Here is a 26,025-nt window from a genome sequence, read left to right on the forward strand (position 1 = left end):
CTGCTCGTCCTGTTCCCCGGTCACGCGACGACGCGCAGGATCTCGTCGACGCTCGTCATGCCGAGCTTGACCTTCTCGAAGCCGTCCTGGCGGAGCGTGAGCATGCCCTGTTGCTGGGCGACGCGACTGATCTCCGCGCTCGAGGCACGACCGACGGCGAGCCGCTCGATCTCCTCGGTCACGGTCATGACCTCGTGCAGGGCGATGCGGCCGCGGTAACCGGTGTTCGAGCAGACGGCGCAGCCGACCGGGGCGAAGAACGCGGGCATCTCGTCGCCGGGGGCCAGGAACCCGAGCGCCCGGAGCTGCTCGATCTCGTACACGGCGGGCGCCTTGCACCGGTCGCACAGCCGACGGGCGAGTCGCTGGGCGACGACGGAGTCGAGGGCGGACCCGACCAGGAACGGCTCGATGTCCATCTCGGTCAGACGGGTCACGGCCGACGGGGCGTCGTTGGTGTGCAGGGTCGAGAGCACGAGGTGCCCGGTCAGCGACGCCTCGATCGCGATCTGGGCGGTCTCGTGGTCGCGGATCTCACCGAGCAGCACGACGTCGGGGTCGGAGCGGAGGATCGAGCGGAGCGCGGAGGCGAACGTCAGGCCGGCCTTCGGGTTGACCTGCACCTGGTTGATGCCGGCCATCCGGTACTCGACCGGGTCCTCCACCGTGATGACGTTGATCTCGGGCTTCGCCACGGCGTTGAGGGTCGTGTACAGCGTCGTCGACTTGCCCGAACCGGTGGGACCGGTGACCAGGATCATGCCGTACGGCTTCGAGTAGGACCGCTGGTACGCCTGGAAGTTCTGCTCGAGGAGGTTGAGGTCCTTGAGGGTCAGCGAGGTGTTCGTGTTGTCGAGGATCCGCATGACGACCTTCTCGCCCCACACGGTGGGCAGCGTCGCGACACGGAGGTCGATCTGCCGGCCGCCGTGCCGCACGGACATGCGGCCGTCCTGCGGCTTGCGACGCTCGGCGATGTCGATGTCGCTCATGATCTTCAGGCGGCTGATCACGCCGTTCTGGATGTTCTTCGGCGCCGGCGCCATCTCGTGCAGCACGCCGTCGATGCGGTACCGGATCCGGACCTCGTGCTCGCCGGGCTCGATGTGGATGTCGGACGCGTGGTCCTGGATGGCCTGCGACACGAGCAGGTTCACGAACCGGACGATCGGGACGTCGTCGAGGGCGCCGTCGGCGATGTCGATCTGCGCCTTCGAGGTCGTCGATGCTTCTTCTTCCAGCGACGACGTCAGGTCGTTCAGCTCGTCGTCGGCACGCAGGTACCGGTCGAGGGCAGCGACGAGGTCACGCTCCTCGACCTGCAGCGGCTTGATCGCGCGACCAGACGCCGTCCGGGCGTCGTCGATGGCGAGCACGTTCGTGGGGTTCACCATCGCGAGGATGAGCAGGTCGCCCTCGAACCCGACGCCGAGCACACCGTGACGACGGCACAGGGCCGCCGGCAGGATCGACACCGCGGTGCCGTCGACGGGGTAGTCGCTCAGCGGGACGGTGCGTGAGTTGTTCGACGCGGCCCGGGCGGTGATGAACTGGGCCTCGCTCACGACGCCCTGGTCGACCAGGCCACGGATGGCGCGCTCGTCGAGGTCCTCGTCACCCGTCATCGCATCGAGGTGCTCGATGGGCAGGGCGCCGTTCAGGATGAGGATCTCGGACAGGGTCGCCATGAGTCCCGTGCCTCCTTGGACTCGCGCACGGCGAGACGTCGTCGGGTGATGCGCCACCAGGGATGTGGCGCCCGACCACGCTACTTCTGGGGCCCTCGCCGACCGCAGTCCCAGAAAGAGGGGGCGGAGGGGGTCCGGCTGCACCCAGAACTGGGGTCCACGACCGGTTCGGCCCCGGTCCGGGGGACGCCTGGGCCGGTTCGCGGTGGCCGTCGGAGGGTGCATGTCCGCCAGCCTCCCGGACCCCGCACGGCTGCCGGAGTCCTGGCGAGCGGTCCGTGGAGAACGTCGGTGTCACACGGGGGTGTGGAGGAACGAGGCCGTCGTCCGACGCGGGCCGGACAGCGCGGCGCCGCGGAATCCCTCTCGACGCGCGCCCCCACCCGGGCACATGATGAGACATGGACATCACGAGCGTGACCGTGGGGTTGCCCGTCAGCGACATCGAGGCGTCCTGCCTCTGGTACGGCGCGGTCTTCGAGCGCACCGAGCCGGACCTCGAGCCCGAGGACGGCGTCGCCGAGTACGAGGTCGGCGGCATCTGGATCCAGCTCTACGTCGACGAGCAGGCCGAGGAGAACCCGGTCAGCGTCCGCTTCGGCGTCGACGACGTCGCCGCGCAGCACGCACGAATCGGCGCGCTCGGCATCGACATCGGCCCCGTCGAGTGCGTCGACGGTGCGGTCGACTGGTTCGACGTCCGCGACCCCGACGGCAACGTGCTGAGCCTGTTCTCGCTGGTCGACGAGACCGGACGCGGTTCCGGCCGCGACAACGGCGCGGGCCGCGCGCTCTAGCCGCGACCCCACGGCGGACGGGAGGCCCGTGGCGGCCCCGCACCGCGCCTCCAGGCCGTCACGTGGTGACGACACGACGAAGGCCCCGCCTCCTTGCGGAGACGGGGCCTTCGTGGGATCACATCAGGCTCAGTTGTACGTGCCCGGCGTGAAGTCGTCCGACGAGAAGCTGTCGAAGTCGACGAAGCTCAGGTCGGCGTCCGAGAACGACGAGTCGTCAGCGAAGATGCGGTTGGGGTACCGCTCCGCCTTCGCCTCTTCGGTCGCGTTCACGTCCACGTCACGGTACCGGCTGAGGCCCGTCCCGGCGGGGATGAGCTTACCGATGATGACGTTCTCCTTGAGGCCGACGAGGTGGTCCTGCTTGCCCTCCATGGCCGCCTGCGTGAGCACGCGGGTGGTCTCCTGGAAGGAAGCGGCGGACAGCCACGACTCGGTCGCGAGGGACGCCTTCGTGATGCCCATGACCTCCTGGCGAGCCGAGGCGGTCTTGCGACCCTCCTGCAGCGCCGCACGGTTCAGCGCGTTGTAGCGCGACCGGTCGACGAGCTCACCCGGCAGCAGGTCGGTGTCGCCGTGGTCGACGACGGTGACCTTGCGGAGCATCTGGCGGACGATGACCTCGATGTGCTTGTCGTGGATCGGCACACCCTGCGAGCCGTAGACGTCCTGCACACCGTTGACCAGGTGCTTCTGGACCTCTCGGACACCCTTGACCCGGAGGACTTCCTTCGGGTCGACGGTGCCGGCGATGAACTGCTCGCCGAGCTCGACGTGCTGGTTGTCCTCGATGAGGAGCGTCGCACGCTTGAGCACCGGGTAGATGAACGGCTCGTCGCCGTTGTCCGGCGTGAGGATGATCCGACGACCCTTGTCCGTGTCCTCGACCACGACGCGGCCGGGGGCCTCGGCGATCGGGGACGCGCCCTTGGGGGTACGCGCCTCGAAGAGCTCCGTGACACGCGGCAGACCCTGGGTGATGTCGTCGGCCGAGGCCGAACCACCCGTGTGGAAGGTACGCATCGTCAGCTGGGTACCGGGCTCACCGATGGACTGCGCGGCGATGATGCCGACTGCCTCACCGATGTCGACCAGGTTGCCGGTGGCGAGCGAACGGCCGTAGCACTTCGCGCAGACACCGACGGCCGACTCGCAGGTCAGGACCGAGCGCACCTTGATGCTCTCGACACCGGCTGCCAGCAACTTCTCGAGGAGCACGTCACCGACGTCCTCGCGAGCCTCTGCCACGACCGTGCCCTGCGCGTCCACGGCCTCGGTGGCCAGGGTGCGGGAGTACACGGTGTTCTCGACGCGCGGGTCGCGGACGAGCTTGCCGTCGGCGTCCACGGTCGCGATCGGCAGCTCGAGGCCACGCGTCGTGCCGCAGTCGTCCTCGCGGATGATGACGTCCTGCGAGACGTCCACGAGACGACGGGTGAGGTACCCGGAGTCCGCGGTACGGAGCGCGGTGTCGGCAAGACCCTTACGAGCACCGTGGGTGGCGATGAAGTACTCCGCCACGGTCAGGCCCTCGCGGTACGAGTTGATGATCGGGCGGGCGATGATCTCGCCCTTCGGGTTGTTCACCAGACCACGCATACCGGCGATGTTGCGGACCTGGAGCCAGTTACCACGAGCACCGGACGACACCATGCGGTTGATGGTGTTGTCGACCGGGAAGTTGTCGCGCATCTCCTGCGCGATCTCGTTCGTGGCCTCGGTCCAGATCTTGATCAGGTCGGCGCGACGCTCGGAGTCGGTGATCAGACCCTTGTCGAACTCGCCCTGCACCTTGGCGGCCTGGATCTCGTAGCCCGCGATGATCTCCTTCTTGCGAGGAGGCGTCACGACGTCCGACAGGGCGACGGTCACACCGGAGCGGGTGCCCCAGTAGAAGCCGGCGTCCTTGATCCGGTCCAGCGCAGCGGCCGTCTCGGTCTTGGAGTAGCGCTCTGCGAGGTCGTTGACGATCGCGGAGAGCACGCCCTTGTCGGTGACCTTCTGGACGAACGGGTAGTTCGCCGGCAGGGTCTCGTTGAAGAGCGCACGGCCCAGGGTCGTCTCGAGCAGCACGGTGTCGCCCTGCTCGTAGCCCTCGGGAGCTTCACCCTCGGCGAAGTGGACACCCGTCATGCGGATCTTCGCCATCGCGTTGAGGTGCAGCGTGTGCTGGTCGTTGGCCAGGATCGCCTCGGCGACCGAGGAGAACGCACGGCCCTCACCGACGGCGCCCTCGCGGACGGTCGTCAGGTGGTGCAGACCGATGATCATGTCCTGTGCGGGCAGGGTCACCGGACGGCCGTCGGACGGCTTCAGGATGTTGTTCGAGGCGAGCATCAGGATGCGGGCCTCGGCCTGGGCCTCGACCGACAGCGGCAGGTGCACGGCCATCTGGTCACCGTCGAAGTCCGCGTTGAACGCAGCACACACGAGCGGGTGGAGCTGGATGGCCTTGCCCTCGACGAGCTGCGGCTCGAACGCCTGGATGCCCAGACGGTGCAGCGTCGGCGCACGGTTCAGCAGGACGGGGCGCTCGCGGATGATCTCCTCGAGCACGTCCCACACCTGCGGACGCGAACGCTCGACCATGCGCTTGGCCGACTTGATGTTCTGCGCGTGCGACAGGTCGATGAGGCGCTTGATCACGAACGGCTTGAAGAGCTCGAGCGCCATCTGCTTGGGCAGACCGCACTGGTGCAGCTTCAGCTGCGGGCCGACGATGATGACCGAACGGCCCGAGTAGTCGACGCGCTTGCCGAGCAGGTTCTGGCGGAAACGACCCTGCTTGCCCTTGAGCATGTCGCTCAGGGACTTCAGGGCGCGGTTGCCGGTACCCGTGACCGGACGACCACGACGACCGTTGTCGAACAGCGCGTCAACGGCTTCCTGCAGCATGCGCTTCTCGTTGTTCACGATGATCTCGGGGGCACCGAGGTCGAGCAGGCGGCGGAGACGGTTGTTGCGGTTGATCACACGACGGTAGAGGTCGTTGAGGTCCGACGTGGCGAAACGGCCACCGTCGAGCTGCACCATCGGGCGCAGCTCCGGCGGGATGACCGGCACGACGCCGAGCACCATCGCGGCCGGCGAGTTGCCGGTGGCGAGGAAGGAGCTGACGACGCGCAGACGCTTGATCGCGCGGATCTTCTTCTGGCCCTTGCCCTCGGCGATCTGCAGACGCAGTGCCTCGGCCTCGGCGGCCAGGTCGAACGCCTCGAGCCGGAGCTTGATCGCCTCGGCGCCCATGTAGGCGTCGAAGTAGATCCCGAACCGGTCCTGGAGCTCGTGGAAGACGGCGTCCTCGGGCTTGAGGTCGCCCACCTTGAGGTTGCGGAAGTCCTCCCACACACGCTCGAGACGGGTGATGTCCTCGTCGAACGACTTGCGGACCTGGGACATCTCCTTCTCGGCGGTGTCCTTGGTGCGGCGCTTGACGTCGGCCTTCGCACCCTCTTCCTCAAGGGCTGCGAGGTCGTCCTCGAGCTTCTTGAGGCGGTCAGCGATGATCGAGTCGCGCTGGCCCTCGAGGGTCTTGATCTCGAGACGCATCTCGTTCTCGAGACCCGGCATGTCCGCGTGACGGCCCTCTTCATCGATGTCGATGATCATGTACGCCGCGAAGTAGATGACCTTCTCGAGGTCCTTCGGCGCCATGTCGAGGAGGTACCCGAGGCGCGACGGGACGCCCTTGAAGTACCAGATGTGCGTGACGGGGGCAGCGAGCTCGATGTGGCCCATGCGCTCACGACGGACCGAGGACTTGGTGACCTCGACGCCGCAGCGCTCGCAGACGATGCCCTTGAACCGGACACGCTTGTACTTGCCACAGGCGCACTCCCAGTCGCGGGAAGGACCGAAGATCTGCTCGCCGAACAGACCGTCCTTCTCGGGCTTCAGGGTGCGGTAGTTGATGGTCTCCGGCTTCTTGACCTCGCCGTACGACCACTGACGGATGTCCTCGGCGGTCGCGAGGCCGATCCGAATGGCGTCAAAGGAAGTTGCTTCGAGCAATGTTCTTCTCTCTTGCTGATTCAGGCTTCGATGTACGGGCGGGATCAGATGTCGTCGACGGAGGACGACTCGAACCGCGAGGAGATGTTGATGCCCAGCTCCTCCGCAGCGCGGAAGACCTCGTCATCGTTGTCGCGCAGGCTGACCGCCTGGCCGTCGGCCGAGAGGACCTCGACGTTCAGGCAGAGCGACTGCATCTCCTTCATGAGGACCTTGAAGGACTCGGGGATGCCGGGTTCCTGGATGTTCTCGCCCTTGACGATCGCCTCGTAGACCTTCACGCGGCCGAGGATGTCGTCGGACTTGATCGTCAGGAGCTCCTGGAGGGCGTAGGCGGCACCGTACGCTTCGAGCGCCCACACCTCCATCTCACCGAATCGCTGTCCACCGAACTGCGCCTTACCACCCAGCGGCTGCTGCGTGATCATCGAGTACGGACCGGTCGAACGCGCGTGGATCTTGTCGTCGACCAGGTGGTGCAGCTTGAGGATGTACATGTAGCCGACCGAGACGGGCTCCGGGAACGGCTCGCCGGAGCGGCCGTCGAAGAGCTGCGCCTTGCCGGACGAGCCGATCAGGCGCTCGCCGTCGCGGTTCGGGAGGGTCGAGTCGAGGAGGCCCTCGATCTCGCGCTCGTACGCACCGTCGAACACCGGGGTGGCGACCTTGGTGCCGGGCTCGGCGCTGTGCGCTGCCTCCGGCAGGTTCTCGGCCCAGTCCTGGATGCCCTCGACGTTCCAGCCCTGCTTGGCGAGCCACCCGAGGTGGATCTCGAGCACCTGGCCGAAGTTCATGCGGCCGGGGACGCCGAGCGGGTTGAGGACGATGTCGACGGGGGTGCCGTCGGCGAGGAACGGCATGTCCTCGACCGGGAGGATGGTCGAGATGACGCCCTTGTTGCCGTGACGACCGGCGAGCTTGTCACCCGCGGTGATCTTGCGCTTCTGGGCGATGTAGACGACCACGCGCTGGTTGACACCAGAGCCGAGTTCGTCGTCACCGTCCTGCGAGTCGAACACCTTGACGCCGATGATCGTGCCCTCTTCACCGTGGGGCACCTTGAGCGAGGTGTCGCGGACTTCGCGCGACTTCTCGTTGAAGATGGCACGGAGCAGACGCTCCTCGGCGCTCAGCTCGGTCTCGCCCTTCGGCGTGACCTTGCCGACGAGGATGTCGCCGGGGCGGACCTCGGCACCGATGCGGATGATGCCGCGCTCGTCGAGGTCGGCCAGCAGGTCCGGGCTGACGTTGGGGAGGTCACGGGTGATCTCCTCCTTGCCGAGCTTGGTGTCGCGGGCGTCGACCTCGTACTCCTCGATGTGGATCGAGGAGAGCGTGTCGTCCTTGATGAGGTTCTGCGACAGGATCATCGCGTCCTCGTAGTTGTAGCCCTCCCACGGCATGAACGCGACGAGGAGGTTCTTGCCGAGCGCGAGCTCGCCGTTCTCCGTCGCGGGACCGTCGGCGATGACCTCGCCCTGCTCCACGCGCTCGCCTGCGGAGACGATGACGCGGTGGTTGTAGCTCGTGCCCTGGTTGGAGCGGTCGAACTTGCGCAGGTAGTAGGTCTGCGTGCCGCCCTCGTCGAGCTGCAGGGTGACGGCGTCGGCCGAGACCTCGGAGACGACACCGGCCTTGTCGGCGGTGACGACGTCGCCGGCGTCGATGGCCGTGTAGCCCTCCATACCGGTACCGACGAGCGGCGACTCGGAACGGAGCAGCGGGACGGCCTGACGCTGCATGTTCGCACCCATGAGGGCGCGGTTCGCGTCGTCGTGCTCGAGGAACGGGATGAGCGACGTCGCGACCGACACCATCTGGCGCGGGGAGACGTCCATGTAGTCGACCTCGTCCTTGGCGACGAGTTCGACCTCGCCACCCTTCTTGCGGACGAGCACCTTGTCGTCGGCGAAGTGGAAGTCGTTCGTCAGCGGGGCGTTGGCCTGCGCGACGACGAAGTCGTCCTCTTCCGAAGCGGTGAGGTAGTCGATGGTCTTCGTGACCTCGCCGTTGACGACGCGACGGTACGGGGTCTCGATGAAGCCGAAGGAGTTGATCCGACCGAAGGAAGCGAGCGAACCGATCAGGCCGATGTTCGGGCCTTCCGGGGTCTCGATCGGGCACATGCGGCCGTAGTGCGACGGGTGGACGTCACGGACCTCGACGCCGGCACGCTCACGGGACAGACCACCCGGGCCGAGGGCCGAGAGACGACGCTTGTGCGTCAGGCCCGCGAGCGGGTTGTTCTGGTCCATGAACTGCGACAGCTGGGACGTTCCGAAGAACTCCTTGATCGCGGCGACGACCGGACGCACGTTGATGAGCGTCTGGGGGGTGATCGCCTCGATGTCCTGCGTGGTCATGCGCTCGCGGACGACGCGCTCCATGCGGGACAGACCCGTGCGGACCTGGTTCTGGATGAGCTCGCCGACGGCGCGGATGCGACGGTTGCCGAAGTGGTCGATGTCGTCCACGTCGAGGCGCAGCTGCACCGGCTCGCCGTCACGGACGCCGTCGATCGTGGTGCGCTCAGCGTGCAGCGACACCAGGTACTTGATCGTCGCGACGATGTCCTTGACGGTGAGCACCGAGTCGGACAGCGGGGCGTCCATGCCGAGCTTGCGGTTGACCTTGTAGCGGCCGACCTTCGCCAGGTCGTAGCGCTTCGGGTTGAAGTAGAAGTTGTCGAGGAGCGCACGCGCGGCCTCGGCAGCGACCTGCTCGCCGGGACGGAGCTTGCGGTAGATGTCCTTGAGCGCCTCTTCCTTCGTGAGGACGGCGTCCTTCTCGAGGGTCGACTCGATCGACGCGAAGCCCTGGAACTCGTCCATGATCTCTTCGCTCGTCAGGCCGAGGGCCTTGAGGAAGACGGTCACGGACTGCTTGCGCTTGCGGTCGATGCGCACGCCCACCTGGTCGCGCTTGTCGATCTCGAACTCGAGCCAGGCACCACGCGACGGGATGATCCGCGCCGAGTAGATGTCCTTGTCGGAGGTCTTCTCCTGCTGGCGCTCGAAGTACACGCCGGGCGAACGGACGAGCTGCGACACGACGACGCGCTCGGTGCCGTTGATGATGAACGTGCCGCGTTCGGTCATGAGCGGGAAGTCGCCCATGAAGACCGTCTGCGTCTTGATCTCACCCGTCATGTGGTTCATGAACTCGGCGTTGACGTACAGCGGAGCGGCGTAGGTCTTGCCGCGCTCCTTGCAGTCGTCGATCGAGTACTTCGGGTCTTCGAGCTCCGGCGCGGTGAACGAGAGCTGCATGGTCTCGCCGAGGTCCTCGATCGGGGAGATCTCCTCGAAGATCTCCTCGAGCCCCGAGTGCAGCGCGAGGTCGGTACGACCCTGCTCCTGCCCTTCGGCGAGGCGGGCCTTCCAGACGTCGTTGCCGACGAGCCAGTCGAAGCTCTCCGTCTGGAGTGCGAGCAGATCAGGAACCGTGAGGGTGTCCGTGATCTTGGCGAACGAGAGTCGCGAGTGGTTGCGACCGTTCTTGGGGTTGGTGGATGCGTTGGGCGCAGCAGCCAAGGGTGTGACCTCCGGTAGGCCCCGTCGGGCCGACACTGACGAGCAGTGTGTAGGTGAGTGGATTGATCGCTCGGCGAACCCTGAGATGCAAGCCCTGCGACCACGCCGACGCGTGCCTTGACGCGGAACGTCGGTGCACGTGTGGGATGATCTCCGTGAGCGGTACCCGCCGCCATATACGGGTCCGGCTGCACCAGGGCGAGATGAGTTTCTGTCTCAGAACTCTGCGTCGACCGCAATATGACGACACGGATGCCAGGGAGCGCGAACTGTCATCATAGTTCGCTCCGTGGCGCGCTGTCCAGTCCCGGCTTGACCGGATTCGGCAGTGGCGTGTATAAGCCGCCACACGCCGCTTCCATTCCCCTGCTCAGCCGGGTCCCTGCTCAACCCAGCCGCTCGCGCTCGACGCGATCCGCGCCTCCCGGCCCGCCCGGCAGTCCGGCCAGCGCACGGAACGCGTCCTCCGGGCGACGTGTGCGGACGAACGTGACCCGGCCCCGGTCGTCCGTGAACTCGATCCCGAGCCCCGGCGTCAGGATGAGCGCACGCTCGCCGCGACGGATCCGCAGGCCGACACCGCCGTAGGTGGCCGCGTCCGCCTCGACCAGGCGCACGTCGGTGATCCGCCGGCGCGGGATGCGCCGCGGCGGGAGCGGACGGAAGTGCAGGGTCACGTGCCGCTCGGTGACGGTGAACCCGGCACGCGCGAGCAGGAGCAGCGACCCGAGGGCGACGGCGAGCAGGGCCGGCACCAGCAGGGCGACCTCCGGCGCGTCCCCGGGCCAGCCGAGCACGGCGGCGGACAGGCCGGCACCGCCGAGGAGCAGCGCCGTGCCGACGACCCGCATCCAGGTGGGTGCCGTCTCGCGGTCGGCGTGGAACGGCAGGGCGGCGCGGGACGGATGGGCTGCACGGGACGGCCGGGAGGCCCGGATCACCCGGGTGGGTCGGGTCCCGGACCGGTGGGTGTCCGGTGTGGTGAGGCGTGCGGTGGGCACGCTCATGGTGTCGGCGGTCATGACGGAGGTCTCCTGCGGCGGATCAGCAGTGGTGCACTCGTCATCGGGTGCGGTGCGTTCGACGGCCAGCGCGCGCGGGTGGCCGGAGGGGTGGCGCGCAGCAGCACGCCGACGGCGCGCACGCTCGAGCGGTGGGGGCGCTCACGGGCACGTCGTGGTCACGGTGTCCGGGCGGACGCGTGGAGTGTGGGGCACACACGCATCGACGCTCTGGCGTCGTGACGACAGACGTCAACGGTACGCAACGAGTCTTGGCGTCCGCTGGTCGTCCATGTGTACGCATTCACGTGTCCGCAGTGCGTCGCCCGGGGACGACGGGGTGCTGCGGGTGGTCAGCGCAGGACGCGGGCGACGGCCTCGGCCCGGGTCCGGACCCCGAGCTTCGCGAACACCTGGTTCACGTACGACTTCACGGTGGGCACCGTCAGGAACAGCTCGGCGGCGATCTGCGGGTTCGTCCGGCCGTCCGCGATCCGCTCGAGGACGTCCACTTCGCGCGGGGTGAGGTCCGGGAACCGAGCACCGAGCGACGGACCGGGATCGGGTGACGCAGGCGCAGCGGAACCAGCAGCGACACCGGCACCTGCACCACCGGCGAGGCGCGCCACCAGCCGCGCCCCCACGGTCGCGTCGAAGGTCGACTGCCCGGCGGCCACCGCCCGCACCGCGGTCGCGATCTCCGCCCGTCCGGCGTCCTTCGTCAGGTAGCCGCGAGCTCCCGCCCGCAGCGCGGTGACGATGGAGTCGTCGTCGGCGTAGGTCGTCAGCACCAGGACCGCGACCCCGGGGTGCTCGGCGACGATCCGCGCGGTGGCCGTCGGCCCGTCGACCCCCGGCATCCGCAGGTCCATCAGGACGACGTCGGGCACGTGCCGGTCGACGGCGGCGATCGCCTCGGCACCGTCGGCCGCCTGCCCGACGACCTGCAGGTCGGGCACGAGCGACAGCACCGTCACCAGGCCGTCGCGGACGATGGCCTGGTCGTCGACCACGAGCACCCGGATGGTCACGAGCGGTCGTCCTCGGCGGCGACCGTAGCGTCCGCGTCGCGCGTGCCGTCGACGGGCAGGTGCATGGCGACGACGAACTCGTCGTCGGAACGCTCGGCCTCCACCGTGGCCTCGCTGCCGAGTTCCGCGAACCGCTCGCGCATCCCGAGCACCCCCTGCCCGCCGCTCGGCAGCGGGTTGGCCACGACGACGTCCACGGCGTCGCCGTCCCGGATCACGGACAGGGACACGGGGCGGCCGGGAGCGTGCCTGCGGGCGTTGCTGAGGGCCTCCCGGACGACCTGGACCACGGCGGCACGGTGGGCGTCGTCGAGGACCGCGAGGGTCGCGTCACCCTGCACGACGGCCTCGCCGCCGAACGAGCGGTGCGCGTCGAGCAGGGCCGTCAGGCCCGACGCGTGGTCGGCGGACGGACTGGAGGCACGGGTCGGCTCCGGCCGGCCGGGCTGCGGTTCGTCGCGGAGCGCGTGTACCGCACGCCGTGCCTCGGCCAGGCCGTCCGCGGCCAGCGCGCGTGCCTCGCCGGCTCGGCGGGTGGCCTCGTCGACGCGACCGGCCTCGAGCAGGGCCTCGACCGCGTCGAGCTGCAGCACCAGACCGCCGAGCGAGTGGGCGAGGACGTCGTGGATGTCCCGGGACGCTCGCGACCGGTCGGCGAGGAGCCGTGCGCGCTGCTGCTGCCGCTCGGTCTCGCGAGCCTGCGCCGTCGTGATCCGGACCTGCCGACGACTGAAGCCGACGAGCACGCCGAGCAGCAGCCCGCCGCTCACGCCGAGGACGAACTGCACCGACGTCTGCGCGAGCGTCGCGGTGACGGCCACCACCACGACGGCGGCGAGCGCGGCGACCGCGGCCGTCCAGACCGGCAGACGCAGGTCCGCGCCGAGGATGACGAGCCCGACGATCACCGGGACCACCAGCAGCGAGTCGGTCGGCACCACGGCGAGCGATCCGGCGGCGATCATCACGCCGGCTGCGGCGACGAGGACGCGGGGCGTGCGTGCCGCTTCGCGGACGGCCCAGGCGGCGAGCGCCACGGCCCCGACGGCCCAGACCCACGCGGGGTGGTGGAGCAGGAGGCCGTTCCGCACGAACCAGAAGGCGACCACGGCGATCCCGACGGCGTTGAGTCCCCAGGAGAGCACCGAGGCGGACCGGACCCCGGCGGGGTCGGTCCGGTCCGGGTCGGTCGGCAGGCTCACCGCACCATCATGCCGCGGCGGGCGGCCTCCGACCGGTCGCCGCCGCGGGGGATGCGCTGGTCGACGACCAGGGCACGGGCTGCACGGTTCAGGGCGAGCACGAGCAGGATCGTGCCGGTCGAGGTGAGCAGGTGCGCACCGAGGTGGCCGCCGACGACGTCGAGCCCGACGCGGGCGGCGATCAGGACGATCCAGAGCGCGGCGCCGAGCCACCCGGTGCGGGACTGCAGGATGCGGCCCTTGGCGTCCGGCGTCGTGACGGTGCGGAACCGGGTCATGGCCCCCATCGCGAGGCCGACGCCGACGGTGAGCAGGGCCTCGAGGCCGAGGAACACGACGTCGGTGGTGGTGACGGTCGCCGTGGTCTGTGCGAGGACGACCACGCCGACGATCGCCATCACGAGCGGTCCCCGCCAGATGCGCGCCGGGTCGAGGGACCGCCAGGTCGCCTGCCGGTACGCCAGGAGGCCGACGAGGGCGAGGCCGATGAGCACGTTCGCGAGGAGCTGGACCGACATGGTGAGCCTTTCGAGGTGGTCCGGCGGAGTGTTCCGACCGGTGACATCAGCCTCGTTCCGGGCGCTCCGCGGGCACACCAACCAGGGGTGGGGACGCGGGTGGTGATCGCGGTGGTGTTCCATTGACGGCATGGCTGATGCGTTCGACGGGTTCCGGATCGGTGCGGGGTACTCGGTGGTGGAGCCGGACCGGCACCGACCGGGGTCCTTCACCCTGGTGGTGGACGGCACCCCGCAGTCACACGTGGACCTCGAGGACCCGACCCACCTGGCATTCGAGTACATCCGGCGGATCGGGCACGCGATCGACCTGCTGCCGGACGGCCCGATCACGGCACTGCACCTGGGCGCCGGCGCCCTCACCCTGCCCCGCTACGTCGCGGTGACCCGTCCGGGTTCGCGGCAGCAGGTGATCGAGCTCGAGCGCGACCTGGTCGAGCACGTGCGCGAGGCCCTGCCGTTCCCCCGCGGCGCCTCGATCCGGGTGCGGTACGGCGACGCCCGGGAGGTCCTCGGCAAGCTGCCCGCCGGACTCCGCGGCACGGTGGACCTGGCGGTGGTGGACGTCTTCGGCGGTTCGCAGATCCCCGCCCACGTGACGAGCGTCGAGTTCTACCGTGAGGTCGCCGCGTTCCTGTCGCCGACGGGCATCGTCGCGGTGAACGTGGCCGACGGTGCCGGGTTGGCCTTCGCCCGCGGGCAGGCGTCGACGCTGCAGTCGGTGCTGCCGTCGGTCGCCGCGGTCGCGGACACCGGCATGCTCAAGGGCCGGCGGTTCGGGAACATCGTGCTGCTCGGGTCGCCGACCGACCTGCCGGTGGCGGACATGCCGAGGCGGTACTCGTCCGACCCGATGCCGGCGAAGGTCGTGCACGGTGCGGAGCTCAGGGCGTTCATCGCCGGGGCGCCGATCGTCACCGACCAGACGGCGGTCGCGTCGCCGGAGCCGAACCGGAGCGTGTTCGGGAGCTGATGCCCGCCCAGAGCCTCGCCGGGGACGGACTTCGGACACTCGGCGGGTCCGGCTGTCAGGATGGTCTGAACGACCGCGCAGGTGCGCGACCGAGCGATGGGAACCCTGATGACGAACGACGACCGGAACGACCAGGACCGGACGGGCGACGGCCAGGCGCCGCGCTGGGGCGACGCCCCGCAGCAGCAGCCCGACGCCGAGGCCCCGCGGTACGGCGAGCGGGTGGACCCGGCGCCGACCTCGACCCCGCAGTACGGCGAGCAGTACGGGCAGGGCCAGCAGCAGTACGGGCAGCAGTCCGGGCAGGGCCAGCAGCAGTACGGCCAGCCGAACGGCGAGCAGCAGTACGGCCAGCCGTCGAGCACGCCGAGCTGGAACGACCAGCAGCGCCACGACCAGCACCACGACCAGCAGCCGTACGCCGCCGCGCCCGCGCACGCCGGTGCCCCGGCCTGGCAGAGCCACGACGAGCCGAAGCCCAAGAAGAAGACCCTCGGTGTCGTGGCGTTCTTCCTCGGACTCGCCGCGCTCGTCATCGGCGTCATCGGCGGGTACGTGATGGGGTCGGCGCTCGCCAACAGCGACGCGATCAACAACCTCGTACCGAGCAGCGGTGCCACCCCGGACCAGCAGGAGCTGCAGCGGCAGCTCATGAACGACCCGGCCGTCATCTCGCAGATCGGTGTCGGTGCGGTGATCGCCGGCGTCGCCGCGATCCTCGGGCTCTGGGCGCTCGTGCAGGGCATCATCGCCGCCGTGACCAAGCGTGGTCGCGGCTGGGGCATCTTCGCGATCATCCTGGCCGTCGTGGCCACGATCGCGACGCTGGTCACCTACGTCGGCGTGGCCGCTGCCGCCGCGGTGGCCGCCAACTCCTGATCGACCACTCGGAACGGCCCGTCGTGCTCCGGCACGGCGGGCCGTTCGTCGTCCCGGGCGGCACGCGCGGACGGCCGCACCGGCGCAACCTGAGCGCGTCGCACCGACCGCTCCCGGGAGACCGCGGCTACCCTCGAACCGATGTCCCTCCCGCCCGACGACCGCCAGCAGCCCGACCTGTCCGACCGTTCCCGTGAACCGCGCCACGCGGCTCCCGTGACGGCCGGAGTCAGCCCGGGCAGCACCTTCGCGCCCATCAGCCTGCGACCCGCGGTCGACGTCGACGCCGTGCACCAGCGCCTCCGTGACCTCGGCCAGAGCCGCAGCACCGACGCCCTCGCCGAACGGGCCGAACTCCTCCGCCTGCTCGGTCGACTGGACGAGTCGCTCGTCATCGCGGAAGAGGTGTTCCGCCTCGCCATGTTCACCGGGGAGCGCCAGGACAAGGTCGCCGCGCGGATCCGTCGTGCGCACGTCCTGCACGACCTCGGGCGGCACGACCGCGCCGCCACCGAGGCCGCCATGGCCCGCGACACCGCCGCCACCGAGGAGTGGCCCGAACTCGAGGGCGCCGCAGCCGAGATCGAGGGCTGGTCGCTGTTCGAGAACGACCGCTTCGACGAGGCCCGCGCAGCACTGTCGCGGGCGTACCAGGCCTTCCGACAGGCCGGCGCGCCGTCCGAGCGCACCGACGCGTTGCGCACCGCGGTCGAAGCCGCCATGCGGGCCTCGATCACGAACCCGGCGGAACCGTCCGACAAGCCACGGACCGCCCGCGAGGTCGCCGCCCGCCGTGCCGAGGACGAGGAACCCACCACCCGCGTCGCCGAGCCGGTGAAGCAGGTCCCGCCGATCCGCCGCCGCGTGCTCGGTGCGCCCGACGCCGCACGGACCGAGGCCGACGACATCTGGGGCCGGATCGCGGCCCGGGCAGCGAAGAAGGGCCAGGCCGACCCGCGCGCCGAGCAGTGACCGCGCTCGAGACCGTCCGGCTCCGCGCCGAAGCGCTCATCGCCGAACACCTCGGTGCCGGCACGTGGGCGTTCGGCTTCGACCACGCCAAGACCCGCGCCGGGCAGTGCGACTTCGCGCGGAAGCGGATCACGGTGAGCCGTCACCTGGCCGCCCGGTTCTCCGACGACGACGTCGAGCAGGTCCTGCTGCACGAGGTCGCGCACGCACTCGCCGGCGCCCGGGCGGCACACGGACCGAAGTGGAAGCGCACGGCCGCGGCGATCGGGTACACCGGCTCCCGGCTGCACGACGGGCCGATCGCCAGCGAGCTCGCCCCCTGGATCGGCACCTGCCCCGCGGGGCACGAGCACTTCCGGTACCGCACGCCCACCCGTCCCCTGGCCTGCGCCCGCTGTTCCCGGCGCTTCGATGCCCGGAACGTCATCACCTGGCGGCGCCGGACCGCTGACGACGACGCGGCCACGATGGCGTCGACTACCGCATGAGGGTCCCGACGCACGGAGGCGCGCCGGTAACCCGTTAGCCTGGGCGGATGCACACGGGGCAGCACATCCGCACGGACGCCGGTTCCTCCTGGTTCTTCGACGCCGGACGGATCGCGCTCGACTTCGCGCACACGGGTGGCTTCGCCGACGACCCCACCGGACGCCGACCGCGGTCGCAGCTCGGGGAGCTGCTCGCGAGCCCGGCCGACCTGGACGAGTGGCTCAGCGAGCACACCGAGCCGATCGACGTCGGTGCCAGCGCCCGCGAGCTGCAGGACGCCCGGGCCCTGCGTGCCGCGATCGCCCGGCTCGCCGTGGCCGCCGCCCCCGCGCCGGCGAGCACCGCCGCGGAACGCACCGCCGTGGCGGCGGGCCTGCGTGCCGGGGCCGGCCGCACGCGCCCCGCGCCCGACGACATCGACACCGTCAACCTGTTCGCCGCCCTGCCGGACGTGCCCCCGAGCCTCCCGGGTGGCCGACGCCGCGCCGGAGCCAACCGGGTCCGCCTGGCGCAGGCCCTGTCGAGCGTCGCGCGCGACGCCGTCGCGCTCTTCACCGAGGTCGGCTTCGACGACGTCGAGGCCGACGGCCGGCCGACCCGGCTGAGCCGGTGCTCGGCCGAGGACTGCGGCCTGGTGTTCTACGACTCGTCGCGCGGTGGGACCCGTCGCTGGTGCTCGATGCAGCGGTGCGGCAACCGGGCGAAGGTCCGGGCACACCGCGCCCGCCGCGCCGCGGGGTGACCACGAGCTGAGCACGAGCGGTCAGGACACCCCGCTCACCTCCGCCGAGCGGTCACCAACTGTCGCCCGACGGCGTCGCAACCGACCGATCGCGACCACCCGACACACGCACGCGCGAACGGCGACCGGCGAACACTCCGACACGACGAAGAAAAAGATTCGGCGCACCGAATTCTCTGGCAGGATCGGTGCATGACCGACACTGCCAGCCCCCGGCTCGACGAGCACCCATCCGGTGCCCCGCGCCGCCGCGCAGCCGGGCTCACCCTGCTCGGACCGGCCTTCGTCGCGGCCATCGCGTACGTCGACCCGGGCAACGTCGCCGCCAACCTGACCGCCGGAGCCGAGTACGGGTACCTGCTGCTCTGGGTGCTCGTGGCCGCGAACGCCAGCGCCGTGGTGGTGCAGTACCTGTCCGCCAAGCTCGGGGTGGTGACGGGCAAGTCGCTGCCCGAGCACCTCGGCCTGCGGATGCGGCGCACCCCGCGCCTGCTGTTCTGGGGTCAGGCCGAGATCGTCGCCGCCGCGACCGACATCGCCGAGGTCATCGGCGGCGCGCTGGCGCTCTACCTGCTCTTCGGCCTGCCGCTCGTGGTCGGCGGGATCATCACCGGGCTCGTCTCGATGCTCCTGCTGACCCTGCACAGCCGCCGGGGCACGCGACTGTTCGAGACCGTGGTGACGGCGATGCTCGCGATCCTGACCGTGGGCTTCTGTGCCGGGCTGCTGTTCGCCCGGGTGTCTCCGGCCGACCTGGTCGCCGGGCTCGTGCCGCGGTTCGAGGGCTCCGGGTCGGTGCTGCTGGCGGCCTCGATGCTCGGCGCGACCGTGATGCCGCACGCGGTGTACCTGCACTCGGCGCTCGCCCGGGACCGCCACGGGGACGTCCCCGCCGGGCCGGAGCGTCGCCGGGTGCTCGTCGCGACCCGGTGGGACGTCGGGCTCGCGCTGATCGTCGCGGGTGGGGTGAACATCGCGATGCTCGTCCTCGCCGCGGCCACCCTGCCGGGCGTCGAGGGCACCGACTCCATCCCCGGTGCGCAGCGCGCCATCGCCGAGAACGTCGGCCCGGTCGTCGGGGTGCTCTTCGCCGTGGGCCTGCTCGCGTCCGGCCTGGCCTCGACCTCAGTGGGCTGCATGGCCGGCGCGGAGATCATGCAGGGCCTGCTGCACGTGCGGATCCCGCTCGTGGCCCGGCGCGCGATCACCCTGGTGCCGGCGATCGTGCTGCTCGCGCTGAACATCGACGCGACGATGCTGCTCGTCGTCAGCCAGGTGGTGCTGAGCTTCGGGATCGCCTTCGCGATCGTGCCCCTGGTGGTCTACACGTCGCGACGGAGCGTGATGGGGACCGACGTGAACGCCGCGACCACCCGCGTGGTGGCGTGGGTGATCGCGGCGGTCATCGTGGCGCTCAACGTCGCGCTGGTCGTGCTCACCCTGACCGGCTGAGTCGCAGCCGGTCAGGGTGACGGGCGGTCGTCACTCGACGACCTGGACGTCCTTCCAGAACGCGACGTAGCCCGAGTAGTCCTTGCCGACGCGGTCGAACGACGACGGGATCGGCGTCGGGTACGACCATGCGCGGTCCTGCAGCGCCTGTCCGTCGACGTTCACCGTGAAGTACTGGGTGTCGCCCTTCCACGGGCAGTGGTACTGAGTGGGGCTCTCGGTGAAGAGCTCGGTCTTCACGCTCGACGGCGGGAAGTACCAGTTGCCCTCGATCTTGATGAGGTCCTCTTCGGGGGCCTCCGCGATCACCGTGTCGCCGACGACTGCCTTCATGGCGTTGCTCCTTCGCTCGCTGGTTCCGTGACGGGGCGAACGCTACGCGCGCTCCCCCGATTCCCGCAGGACGGGCAGGTCCGGCCCCGCGGCGAGCGCCGCGTGCACGTCGTCACGACTCAGGACGGCGGCTCCCTCGGACGCGCTGACCAGGTGCTTCACGGCACGGCACAGCCCCGTGTACGCCGCGCAGGCCGCAGCGGCTTCGGGTGAGGTGTGGTCGATGCCGACGTCGGTGAGCGCGTCGACGACGGCTCCGGCGGCGAGCAGGTCCTCGACGGCGAAGTCGGGTGCGTCGGCGACGTCGACGGACTCCCCCGCCGCCGCGGCCGCGTCGTCGAGGGCTGCGGTGTGGTGCAGCCCGGCGGCCACGATCGCGACGACGCACCGGTCGCCGCGTGCGGCCTGGAGGCTCGTCACCCGTTCCGCGACCGCCGCCGCGTTGCCGAGGTGGCCGAGCACGACCTCCGGCCCCTGCGGCAGCTGGGCGGTCACGTTCCGCAGCGCGCGCCGCTGTGCTGCGGCGTCGGGGGTCGGCGGCAGGGCGTCGACCCAGACGAGCAGGTGGGTGCCGTGGGCGATCCGTGCCGCACCTCCGGGACCCCACGCGAACCGGACCTGGTACTTCTCCTGGGTGCGTTCTGCCACGTCCGTCACGATAGCCGCCCGGGCGATGCTGTCCTTCTCCACAGGGTCGCCGTCCGACCGGGTTCCACCAGGGTCGCCAACCCTAGGATGCATGGTCATGGAGATCGCCCCCGTACCCACCCTGACCGGCGACCGTGTGACGCTCGAGCCCCTCGGGCAGGAGCACGCGGAAGACCTGCGGGCGGCGGTCGCGGACGGCGATCTGTGGCGCACCTGGTACACCTCGGTGCCCGCCCCGGCACAGGTCGAGGCCGAGATCGACCGGCGGCTCGCCGAGCACGAGGCCGGACGCATGGTGCCCTTCGCCGTGCGGGACCGCCCGACCGGACGGGTGGTGGGTGCGACGACCTTCATGAACATCGACCCGGGCAACCGCCACGTCGAGATCGGCAGCACGTTCCTGGCCCGGTCCGCGCAGCGCTCGGGGATCAACACCGAGTCGAAGCTGCTCATGCTGTCGCACGCGTTCGAGGCCTGGCAGTGCATCGCGGTCGAGTTCCGCACCCACTGGCACAACCTGCAGTCCCGGGCGGCCATCGCGGGCCTCGGCGCCAAGCAGGACGGCGTGCTCCGGAACCACGCGATCGGCCGTGACGGCACGCTGCGCGACACCGTGGTGTTCTCGGTGATCGCGTCGGAGTGGCCGGCCGTGCGGCTCTCGCTGGCCGAGCGGCTCCGGCGGCACGACCGCGCCGAGGGGTCCCGCCGCCGGTCGGCCCGGCACGCCTGAGTCGTCCCCGCTGCGTCGTCTCGCACCGCCACGACGCACCGTCCAGCCCGCGGGCGTAGCGTCACCGCCATGCACGTCGGCCTCCGGATCGTCCTCGATGCGCCGGTCGACGCCGTGCGCGATGCCCTGCTGTCCCCCTCCGTGATGGTGGCGGTGACGAAGCCGTTCCTGGCGTACCGCTCGCGTGACCCCCAGGGGTTCCCGGAGCGCTGGGAGCCGGGGCACCCGCACCCGATCACCGCGGACGCCTTCGGGCTGGTGCCGAGCGGTGACACGCACGTCGACCTCGACCTGTACGAGGTCCAGGGAGTCCCCGTGCAGCGCGACAACGGCGGCGGCACGTCCGGGTTGTTCGGGCGGATGACGATGTCGCACCGGATGGCCGTCGTCCCCGCACCGGGTGGCCGGACCCTGCTGCTCGACCGCCTGACCTACCGGATGCGACCGGCCGTCCTCGGGCTCGCCCTGTGGCCCGGCATGTGGGTCATCTGGCAGTGGCGGGCGTTCCGGATGCGCGCCCTCGCGCCCACCTGGCGGACCGACGGCGAGTGACGTGACGCGGGTCGGGCCTCCCGTCCACCGCGGAGCGGGCGTAGCCTCGACCACGTGAGCCAGACGCGCCCCCAGGAGCCGACGACCGACGACCGCGTGCGCAGCACGCTGGCGACGACGGATTGGCGGCGGATGACGTTCGACCTGTACCGCCGTGTCCGCGCCACCCCCGACCCCCAGACGGCGCACGCGCTCTGGCGCGAGACCCGTGACGCGATGTTCGCGGAGCACCCGGCGTCGCCCCTGCTCGACGAGGACGCTCGCGACTTCGAATCGCTGCCGGTGCCGGACTACGACCCGGCGTGGCGGTTCCAGGTCCGCATCGAGGCCACGGAGCCCGCCGAGTTCGACTTCGAGACCGGCACCGACGGTGTCGTCCACTTCGACCGGCTCGGCCTCGTGCGGGTCCCCGGTGTCGGCACGCTCGACGTCTGGAAGCACGGTGGCTACGCGGGCGGGGTGTTCGTCCCCGTCAAGGACGCCAGCGCCGGCAAGGCCCGCGGCACCTACGGCGGCGGGCGCTACCTGCTCGACACCATCAAGGGCTCGGACCTGGGCGGGGACGACCTCGGGTCGCTCGTGCTCGACTTCAACTTCGCCTACAACCCGTCGTGCGCGTACGACCCGGCGTGGGCGTGCCCGCTCGCGCCTCCGGGCAACACCGTGCCGGTCCCGATCCCCGTCGGCGAGCAGTACGACTTCTAGGGTGGAACGCATGACAGGACTCGTCGCCCTCGACGTCGGTGGCCGCGTGCCGCCGTTCGAGCAGGTCCGATCGCAGATCGCCGCACAGATCACCGCCGGGTACCTGGTGGACGGCGAACGGCTGCCGAGCGTGCGCGGGCTGGCGGACGAGCTCGGGCTCGCCGCGGGCACCGTCGCGAAGGCCTACCAGCTGCTCGAGGAGGCCGGGCTCGTGCACACCGCACGGGGCGCCGGTACCCGGGTGGTGCGGCCGGCAGCGGTGCCGGACGCCGTGGCCGAGGCCGCTCGTGCCCTGGCCGCCGCGGCGCGCTCGGCGGGGCTGTCGGCGGACCAGGCTGCGACCGCGTTGCGCGAGGCCTGGCCGGCGTAGCGGGCGCGGGTGGCTGCGCTGGCGGGGGTGGCGCTGGCGAGTCTGGCGGGGCTGGCGCTGGCGGGGCTGGCGGGGCTGGTCGTTCCGGGCGTACCTGGTCGTTCCGGGCGTACCCGGTCCGAAGTTCTGACCCGGTACGCCCGATCCGACCAGGCATCGCAGGCGTTCTGGGAAGGAACGTCCCGAGCGCTCAGCAGTGCTCGTACACGTACGCGTCGTCCTTCGGGGTCACCAGGTCTCGGTCGCGCAGGATCGTCATGGCCGGACGGCTCTTCAGCCCGCAGACCGAACCCCACGAGCGCTCGAGGGTGTCCGAGTACTCCACGTCGATGACCCGCTTGCCGTAGGCCTTCGTGTACGCGGCGCACTCCCGGTACTGCACGCACTCCTCGGCGACGACGAAGTCGAACCCGGTCTGCTTCCGGCCGGACGCCCCGAGCTGCGGCGTGTTCTTCTGCCCGACGGCCAGGCCGTGCCGGTGCCCCTTGGCGACGAGCGACTTCGCGAGCGCCAGGTTGCCGGCACGGGTGAGCCGCTTGCCGCTCCGGGTCCACGAGTCGAGGTTGTCGAACTCCACCGCGTCGAACCCGCGGTCACCGCAGCGGGCGACGGTCTTCGCGAGCACCTTCGTGATCAGGGCACGCTTGGCCGCGGTCCGGGTGTCGAGGAGCATCTCGTCCGGCCACCCCGGGTCCGAGACCGGCTTGCCCGCGCGGTCGCGGAGGATCGCCGACGGGTACGACTTCTTCCACGTGCGGGCGGCCTCGGGCTGCGTCTGGAACCCGTTGACGTAGCAGATGTTGTACTTGCCCTTCGCGGGGCGGTCGGTGCTGTCGCGCTCGACGATCGTCACGCCGGAGGGCGGGGTGTACCCGCCGCCGAGCTGGTAGTCCACGCGGCCCGAGGTCGGCAGGTTGCGGTAGCTCGCGGCCGCGCTGGTCGTGGCGGCCTCGGCGCAGCCGGCCGTGCCGAGGACGGCCACCAGGGCCATCGCGGTGGTCAACAGGACGGATCGCATGCGCACCCCGGAATCCTCGCACGCGCAGGGCGAACGACCCCGCCCTCGCTGTTCCGGGGATGTGCACGCTATGCTGGTCGTACTCGAGGCGCCGATCGCCTCGTGCGTCGTACGGACGCCCCGAACTCCCGACCACCTGTCTCCGGACTCTGGTCGATGATCGAGCACCTCACGAAGGTGCCCAGGCTTCTCTGCTGCGGCGACTGCGCCAGCCACATCCGTTGGCGCGCATCCCGCCCGCGCGCTGCCTCAGAGCGCGCCCACAGCCGGACTGCTCCGGCTCGAAAGGTCACCATGACCACCGAAGACATCCGTTTCTCCGACCTCGGCGTCCCCGCGCCGATGGTCTCCGTCCTCGCCGACCAGGGCAAGGACATGGCGTTCCCCATCCAGGCGGACACCCTCCCGGACTCCCTGCAGGGCAAGGACGTCCTCGGCCGCGGCCGCACCGGCTCGGGCAAGACCATCGCGTTCGCGATCCCGCTCGTCGCCCGCCTCGCCGCCAGCGGCCGCAAGCGCCGCGCCGGCCGCCCCCGCGCCCTGGTGCTCGCACCGACGCGTGAGCTCGCGACGCAGATCGACGTCGCCCTCGCCCCGCTCGCCAAGGCCATGGGCCTCAACACCACGACCATCTTCGGTGGCGTCGGTCAGGGTCGTCAGGTCGACGCCCTGCGCGGCGGCGTCGACGTCGTGGTCGCCTGCCCGGGTCGCCTCGCCGACCTCATGCAGCAGGGTCACGTGAACCTGGGCGACATCGAGGTCACCGTCCTCGACGAGGCCGACCACATGGCCGACATGGGCTTCCTGCCCGGCGTGACCAAAATCATGCAGGCGACGCCGGAGAACGGGCAGCGACTGCTGTTCTCCGCCACGCTCGACAACGGCGTGGACAAGCTCGTCAAGAAGTTCCTGCACAACCCGGTGATGCACTCCGTCGACGAGGCGAACAGCCCCGTCGAGGCGATGACCCACCACCTGTTCGAGGTCGCCGACGCCGACGCGAAGAAGCACCTCGTGAGCGCCCTCGCCTCGGGCAACGGTCGCCGCATCCTCTTCATGCGCACGAAGCACCACGCCAAGCGCCTCGCCAAGCAGCTCAGCAGCCAGGGGATCCCGGCCGTCGACCTGCAGGGCAACCTGTCGCAGGGTGCCCGTGAGCGCAACCTCGCGAAGTTCTCCTCCGGTGAGGCCCTCGTGCTCGTCGCCACCGACGTCGCCGCCCGCGGTGTGCACGTCGACAACGTCGAGCTCGTCGTGCACGTCGACCCGCCCACCGAGCACAAGGCGTACCTGCACCGCTCGGGCCGCACGGCGCGCGCCGGTTCGTCCGGTGACGTCGTCACCGTGACGATGCCCGCCGAGCGTCGCGACGTCGCGCAGATGATGCGTGCAGCCGCGATCAAGGTCACGCCGCAGCACGTCTCGGCGACCTCCCCGGCCGTCACCGCGCTCGTCGGCGAGGTCGCTCCGATCCGCCACGTGGCCGAGGAGCAGCCCACCCAGCAGCGTCAGCCCAAGCAGCGCTCGGCCGAGTCCGCCGGTGACGGCGGCGGTCGTCGCCGTGGTCGCGGCGGTCGGTCAGGAGGCGCGGCGCAGCCCGCGCGTTCCGGCTCGGCTGGCGAGTCCGCCGGTTCGGCCGGGGGCCGTCAGGGCCGTCCGGCCCGTGGCGCACGGACCGAGGGCGCCGGGCGCTCCGGTGCCGCGGCCGCCGGTTCGACCGGTGGTCGCCGCAGCGGCGGCAACCGTCGCTCGGGCAGCAGCGACGTCGTGCGCGGCGGCTCGTCGGCCGTCTGGTCGTCCGAGGGCGGCTACGCCGCGGGTCGGTCCGGCAACGAGTCGGGCGGCAACCGTCGTGGTGGCTCGCGCCGCGCCTCCCGTCCGGCCGGCGCTGCCGACCGCCACTGACCTGCGCGCTCTGACCCGCTCGGCCTGAGCGCGTCGATGCCCGCAAGACACCGGTGTCCACGTTTCGAACCCCCGCATCCCGGGGTGTGATCCGTGAACACCGGTGTTTTGCGTGAGTGTGCTGGCGAACCTTGGCGGGGGCTGGGGGTGGGGTACCCCGGCGGGCGTACGGTCTGCTTCACCGGATGCCGCGCAAGCGGCTGACGGGGAACACGTCCGCTTCTGGAAGGAGTGCCTATGGCTGGCATCGATGACATCAAGAACGCCGCTGAGAAGGCGGCAGGCAAGGTCAAGGAAGCCGCCGGCAACGCGACCGGTAACGACCGCTTGAAGGCCGAAGGCCAGACCGACCAGGGCAAGGCCTCGGCGAAGCAGGGCGTCACTGACGTCAAGGACGCCGCGCACGGCGTCGCCGACAGCTTCAAGGACGACAAGCACTGAAGCCGGTTCGCAACCGCGCTGCGAAGCCCCCGGAT

The 26,025-nt window shown here is 70.6% G+C and carries 22 protein-coding genes and 1 pseudogene; 13 read left to right on the forward strand and 10 right to left on the reverse strand.

The window, feature by feature from the left end:
* Positions 1-20: 20 nt before the first annotated feature.
* Positions 21-1,688, reverse strand: coding sequence for a GspE/PulE family protein (locus tag DEJ11_RS16920; protein WP_111023276.1), 1,668 nt, complete (start codon positions 1,686-1,688; stop codon positions 21-23).
* Positions 1,689-2,089: 401 nt separating this feature from the next.
* Between DEJ11_RS16920 and DEJ11_RS16925 the strand changes: the two genes are divergently transcribed.
* On the forward strand, positions 2,090-2,485 hold the full coding sequence (locus tag DEJ11_RS16925; RefSeq protein WP_071245506.1) for a VOC family protein: 396 nt from the start codon (positions 2,090-2,092) through the stop codon (positions 2,483-2,485).
* A gap of 129 nt (positions 2,486-2,614) precedes the next feature.
* Here DEJ11_RS16925 and rpoC read toward each other — a convergent pair whose 3' ends face one another.
* From rpoC to DEJ11_RS16955, 6 genes are all read right to left on the reverse strand, one after another.
* Positions 2,615-6,496 carry a DNA-directed RNA polymerase subunit beta' gene (gene rpoC, locus DEJ11_RS16930; RefSeq protein WP_110863230.1) on the reverse strand — a complete coding sequence of 1,294 codons (3,882 nt, stop codon included), beginning with the start codon at positions 6,494-6,496 and terminating at the stop codon, positions 2,615-2,617.
* A 44-nt stretch (positions 6,497-6,540) separates the two neighbouring features.
* The gene (gene rpoB / locus DEJ11_RS16935) at positions 6,541-10,029 is read right to left on the reverse strand and encodes a DNA-directed RNA polymerase subunit beta (protein ID WP_071406174.1); all 3,489 of its coding nucleotides are present in this window, start codon (positions 10,027-10,029) and stop codon (positions 6,541-6,543) included.
* Positions 10,030-10,415: 386 nt separating this feature from the next.
* On the reverse strand, positions 10,416-11,051 hold the full coding sequence (locus DEJ11_RS16940) for a hypothetical protein (protein ID WP_111102641.1): 636 nt from the start codon (positions 11,049-11,051) through the stop codon (positions 10,416-10,418).
* 332 nt (positions 11,052-11,383) lie between these two features.
* Positions 11,384-12,061, reverse strand: coding sequence for a response regulator transcription factor (locus DEJ11_RS16945; RefSeq protein ID WP_111102643.1), 678 nt, complete (start codon positions 12,059-12,061; stop codon positions 11,384-11,386).
* Complete coding sequence (locus DEJ11_RS16950; RefSeq protein WP_111102644.1) at positions 12,058-13,263, reverse strand: sensor histidine kinase; 1,206 nt, start codon at positions 13,261-13,263, stop codon at positions 12,058-12,060. Before DEJ11_RS16950 ends, DEJ11_RS16945 begins: the two co-directional genes overlap by 4 nt.
* Positions 13,260-13,781 carry a hypothetical protein gene (locus tag DEJ11_RS16955; RefSeq protein ID WP_111102645.1) on the reverse strand — a complete coding sequence of 174 codons (522 nt, stop codon included), beginning with the start codon at positions 13,779-13,781 and terminating at the stop codon, positions 13,260-13,262. Before DEJ11_RS16955 ends, DEJ11_RS16950 begins: the two co-directional genes overlap by 4 nt.
* Before the next feature lie 130 nt (positions 13,782-13,911).
* On the opposite strand from DEJ11_RS16955, the gene DEJ11_RS16960 reads away from it, so the two are divergent.
* The 6 genes from DEJ11_RS16960 (at position 13,912) to DEJ11_RS16985 (ending at position 19,288) form a co-directional block, all read left to right on the forward strand.
* Entirely contained in the window at positions 13,912-14,754 is an 843-nt protein-coding gene (locus tag DEJ11_RS16960) for a spermidine synthase (protein WP_111102646.1), read from the forward strand.
* Between the two features lie 108 nt (positions 14,755-14,862).
* Positions 14,863-15,633: a YhjD/YihY/BrkB family envelope integrity protein gene (locus tag DEJ11_RS16965; RefSeq protein WP_146250003.1), complete on the forward strand. Its 771-nt coding sequence runs from the start codon at positions 14,863-14,865 to the stop codon at positions 15,631-15,633.
* Between the two features lie 141 nt (positions 15,634-15,774).
* The gene (locus DEJ11_RS16970; RefSeq protein WP_071406181.1) at positions 15,775-16,605 is read left to right on the forward strand and encodes a hypothetical protein; all 831 of its coding nucleotides are present in this window, start codon (positions 15,775-15,777) and stop codon (positions 16,603-16,605) included.
* Complete coding sequence (locus tag DEJ11_RS16975; protein WP_071406182.1) at positions 16,602-17,093, forward strand: SprT-like domain-containing protein; 492 nt, start codon at positions 16,602-16,604, stop codon at positions 17,091-17,093. Before DEJ11_RS16970 ends, DEJ11_RS16975 begins: the two co-directional genes overlap by 4 nt.
* Positions 17,094-17,140: 47 nt before the next feature.
* Entirely contained in the window at positions 17,141-17,836 is a 696-nt protein-coding gene (locus tag DEJ11_RS16980; protein ID WP_111102649.1) for a CGNR zinc finger domain-containing protein, read from the forward strand.
* Between the two features lie 192 nt (positions 17,837-18,028).
* The gene (locus tag DEJ11_RS16985; RefSeq protein ID WP_111038472.1) at positions 18,029-19,288 is read left to right on the forward strand and encodes an Nramp family divalent metal transporter; all 1,260 of its coding nucleotides are present in this window, start codon (positions 18,029-18,031) and stop codon (positions 19,286-19,288) included.
* A gap of 30 nt (positions 19,289-19,318) precedes the next feature.
* Here the strand turns inward: DEJ11_RS16985 and DEJ11_RS16990 are convergent.
* Both DEJ11_RS16990 and DEJ11_RS16995 read right to left on the reverse strand, forming a co-directional pair.
* A pseudogene (locus DEJ11_RS16990) lies at positions 19,319-19,627 on the reverse strand (DUF427 domain-containing protein); the annotation flags it as partial.
* A gap of 36 nt (positions 19,628-19,663) precedes the next feature.
* Complete coding sequence (locus tag DEJ11_RS16995) at positions 19,664-20,269, reverse strand: hypothetical protein (protein WP_258375264.1); 606 nt, start codon at positions 20,267-20,269, stop codon at positions 19,664-19,666.
* A 91-nt stretch (positions 20,270-20,360) separates the two neighbouring features.
* Between DEJ11_RS16995 and DEJ11_RS17000 the strand changes: the two genes are divergently transcribed.
* The 4 genes from DEJ11_RS17000 (at position 20,361) to DEJ11_RS17015 (ending at position 22,626) form a co-directional block, all read left to right on the forward strand.
* Positions 20,361-20,999, forward strand: a complete 639-nt coding sequence (locus DEJ11_RS17000) for a GNAT family N-acetyltransferase (protein WP_071406184.1) — start codon at positions 20,361-20,363, stop codon at positions 20,997-20,999.
* Positions 21,000-21,068: 69 nt separating this feature from the next.
* Positions 21,069-21,551 carry a hypothetical protein gene (locus DEJ11_RS17005; RefSeq protein WP_111102650.1) on the forward strand — a complete coding sequence of 161 codons (483 nt, stop codon included), beginning with the start codon at positions 21,069-21,071 and terminating at the stop codon, positions 21,549-21,551.
* Positions 21,552-21,683: 132 nt separating this feature from the next.
* On the forward strand, positions 21,684-22,256 hold the full coding sequence (locus DEJ11_RS17010; RefSeq protein ID WP_051597091.1) for a DUF1684 domain-containing protein: 573 nt from the start codon (positions 21,684-21,686) through the stop codon (positions 22,254-22,256).
* Between the two features lie 10 nt (positions 22,257-22,266).
* Complete coding sequence (locus DEJ11_RS17015) at positions 22,267-22,626, forward strand: GntR family transcriptional regulator (RefSeq protein WP_035809483.1); 360 nt, start codon at positions 22,267-22,269, stop codon at positions 22,624-22,626.
* A 190-nt stretch (positions 22,627-22,816) separates the two neighbouring features.
* Here the strand turns inward: DEJ11_RS17015 and DEJ11_RS17020 are convergent, their stop codons facing one another.
* On the reverse strand, positions 22,817-23,644 hold the full coding sequence (locus DEJ11_RS17020) for an endo alpha-1,4 polygalactosaminidase (RefSeq protein WP_253183785.1): 828 nt from the start codon (positions 23,642-23,644) through the stop codon (positions 22,817-22,819).
* Between the two features lie 294 nt (positions 23,645-23,938).
* On the opposite strand from DEJ11_RS17020, the gene DEJ11_RS17025 reads away from it, so the two are divergent.
* Positions 23,939-25,549 carry a DEAD/DEAH box helicase gene (locus tag DEJ11_RS17025; RefSeq protein WP_111092205.1) on the forward strand — a complete coding sequence of 537 codons (1,611 nt, stop codon included), beginning with the start codon at positions 23,939-23,941 and terminating at the stop codon, positions 25,547-25,549.
* 237 nt (positions 25,550-25,786) lie between these two features.
* On the forward strand, positions 25,787-25,990 hold the full coding sequence (locus DEJ11_RS17030; RefSeq protein WP_027466762.1) for a CsbD family protein: 204 nt from the start codon (positions 25,787-25,789) through the stop codon (positions 25,988-25,990).
* Positions 25,991-26,025: the final 35 nt, after the last annotated feature.

This window comes from Curtobacterium sp. MCLR17_058 (genome assembly GCF_003234705.2).
GTDB classification, from domain to species: Bacteria; Actinomycetota; Actinomycetes; order Actinomycetales; family Microbacteriaceae; genus Curtobacterium; species Curtobacterium flaccumfaciens.

What these genes read in the sequence shown, in the direction of transcription:
- DEJ11_RS16920 (WP_111023276.1), bottom strand. Translation starts at nt 1,688, where the DNA reads ATGGCGACCCTGTCCGAGATCCTCATCCTGAACGGCGCCCTGCCCATC.
- DEJ11_RS16925 (WP_071245506.1), top strand. Translation starts at nt 2,090, where the DNA reads ATGGACATCACGAGCGTGACCGTGGGGTTGCCCGTCAGCGACATCGAG.
- DEJ11_RS16940 (WP_111102641.1), bottom strand. Translation starts at nt 11,051, where the DNA reads ATGACCGCCGACACCATGAGCGTGCCCACCGCACGCCTCACCACACCG.
- DEJ11_RS16955 (WP_111102645.1), bottom strand. Translation starts at nt 13,781, where the DNA reads ATGTCGGTCCAGCTCCTCGCGAACGTGCTCATCGGCCTCGCCCTCGTC.
- DEJ11_RS16960 (WP_111102646.1), top strand. Translation starts at nt 13,912, where the DNA reads ATGGCTGATGCGTTCGACGGGTTCCGGATCGGTGCGGGGTACTCGGTG.
- DEJ11_RS16965 (WP_146250003.1), top strand. Translation starts at nt 14,863, where the DNA reads ATGACGAACGACGACCGGAACGACCAGGACCGGACGGGCGACGGCCAG.
- DEJ11_RS16970 (WP_071406181.1), top strand. Translation starts at nt 15,775, where the DNA reads ATGTCCCTCCCGCCCGACGACCGCCAGCAGCCCGACCTGTCCGACCGT.
- DEJ11_RS16980 (WP_111102649.1), top strand. Translation starts at nt 17,141, where the DNA reads ATGCACACGGGGCAGCACATCCGCACGGACGCCGGTTCCTCCTGGTTC.
- DEJ11_RS16985 (WP_111038472.1), top strand. Translation starts at nt 18,029, where the DNA reads ATGACCGACACTGCCAGCCCCCGGCTCGACGAGCACCCATCCGGTGCC.
- DEJ11_RS17000 (WP_071406184.1), top strand. Translation starts at nt 20,361, where the DNA reads ATGGTCATGGAGATCGCCCCCGTACCCACCCTGACCGGCGACCGTGTG.
- DEJ11_RS17005 (WP_111102650.1), top strand. Translation starts at nt 21,069, where the DNA reads ATGCACGTCGGCCTCCGGATCGTCCTCGATGCGCCGGTCGACGCCGTG.
- DEJ11_RS17010 (WP_051597091.1), top strand. Translation starts at nt 21,684, where the DNA reads ATGACGTTCGACCTGTACCGCCGTGTCCGCGCCACCCCCGACCCCCAG.
- DEJ11_RS17015 (WP_035809483.1), top strand. Translation starts at nt 22,267, where the DNA reads ATGACAGGACTCGTCGCCCTCGACGTCGGTGGCCGCGTGCCGCCGTTC.
- DEJ11_RS17020 (WP_253183785.1), bottom strand. Translation starts at nt 23,644, where the DNA reads ATGCGATCCGTCCTGTTGACCACCGCGATGGCCCTGGTGGCCGTCCTC.
- DEJ11_RS17025 (WP_111092205.1), top strand. Translation starts at nt 23,939, where the DNA reads ATGACCACCGAAGACATCCGTTTCTCCGACCTCGGCGTCCCCGCGCCG.
- DEJ11_RS17030 (WP_027466762.1), top strand. Translation starts at nt 25,787, where the DNA reads ATGGCTGGCATCGATGACATCAAGAACGCCGCTGAGAAGGCGGCAGGC.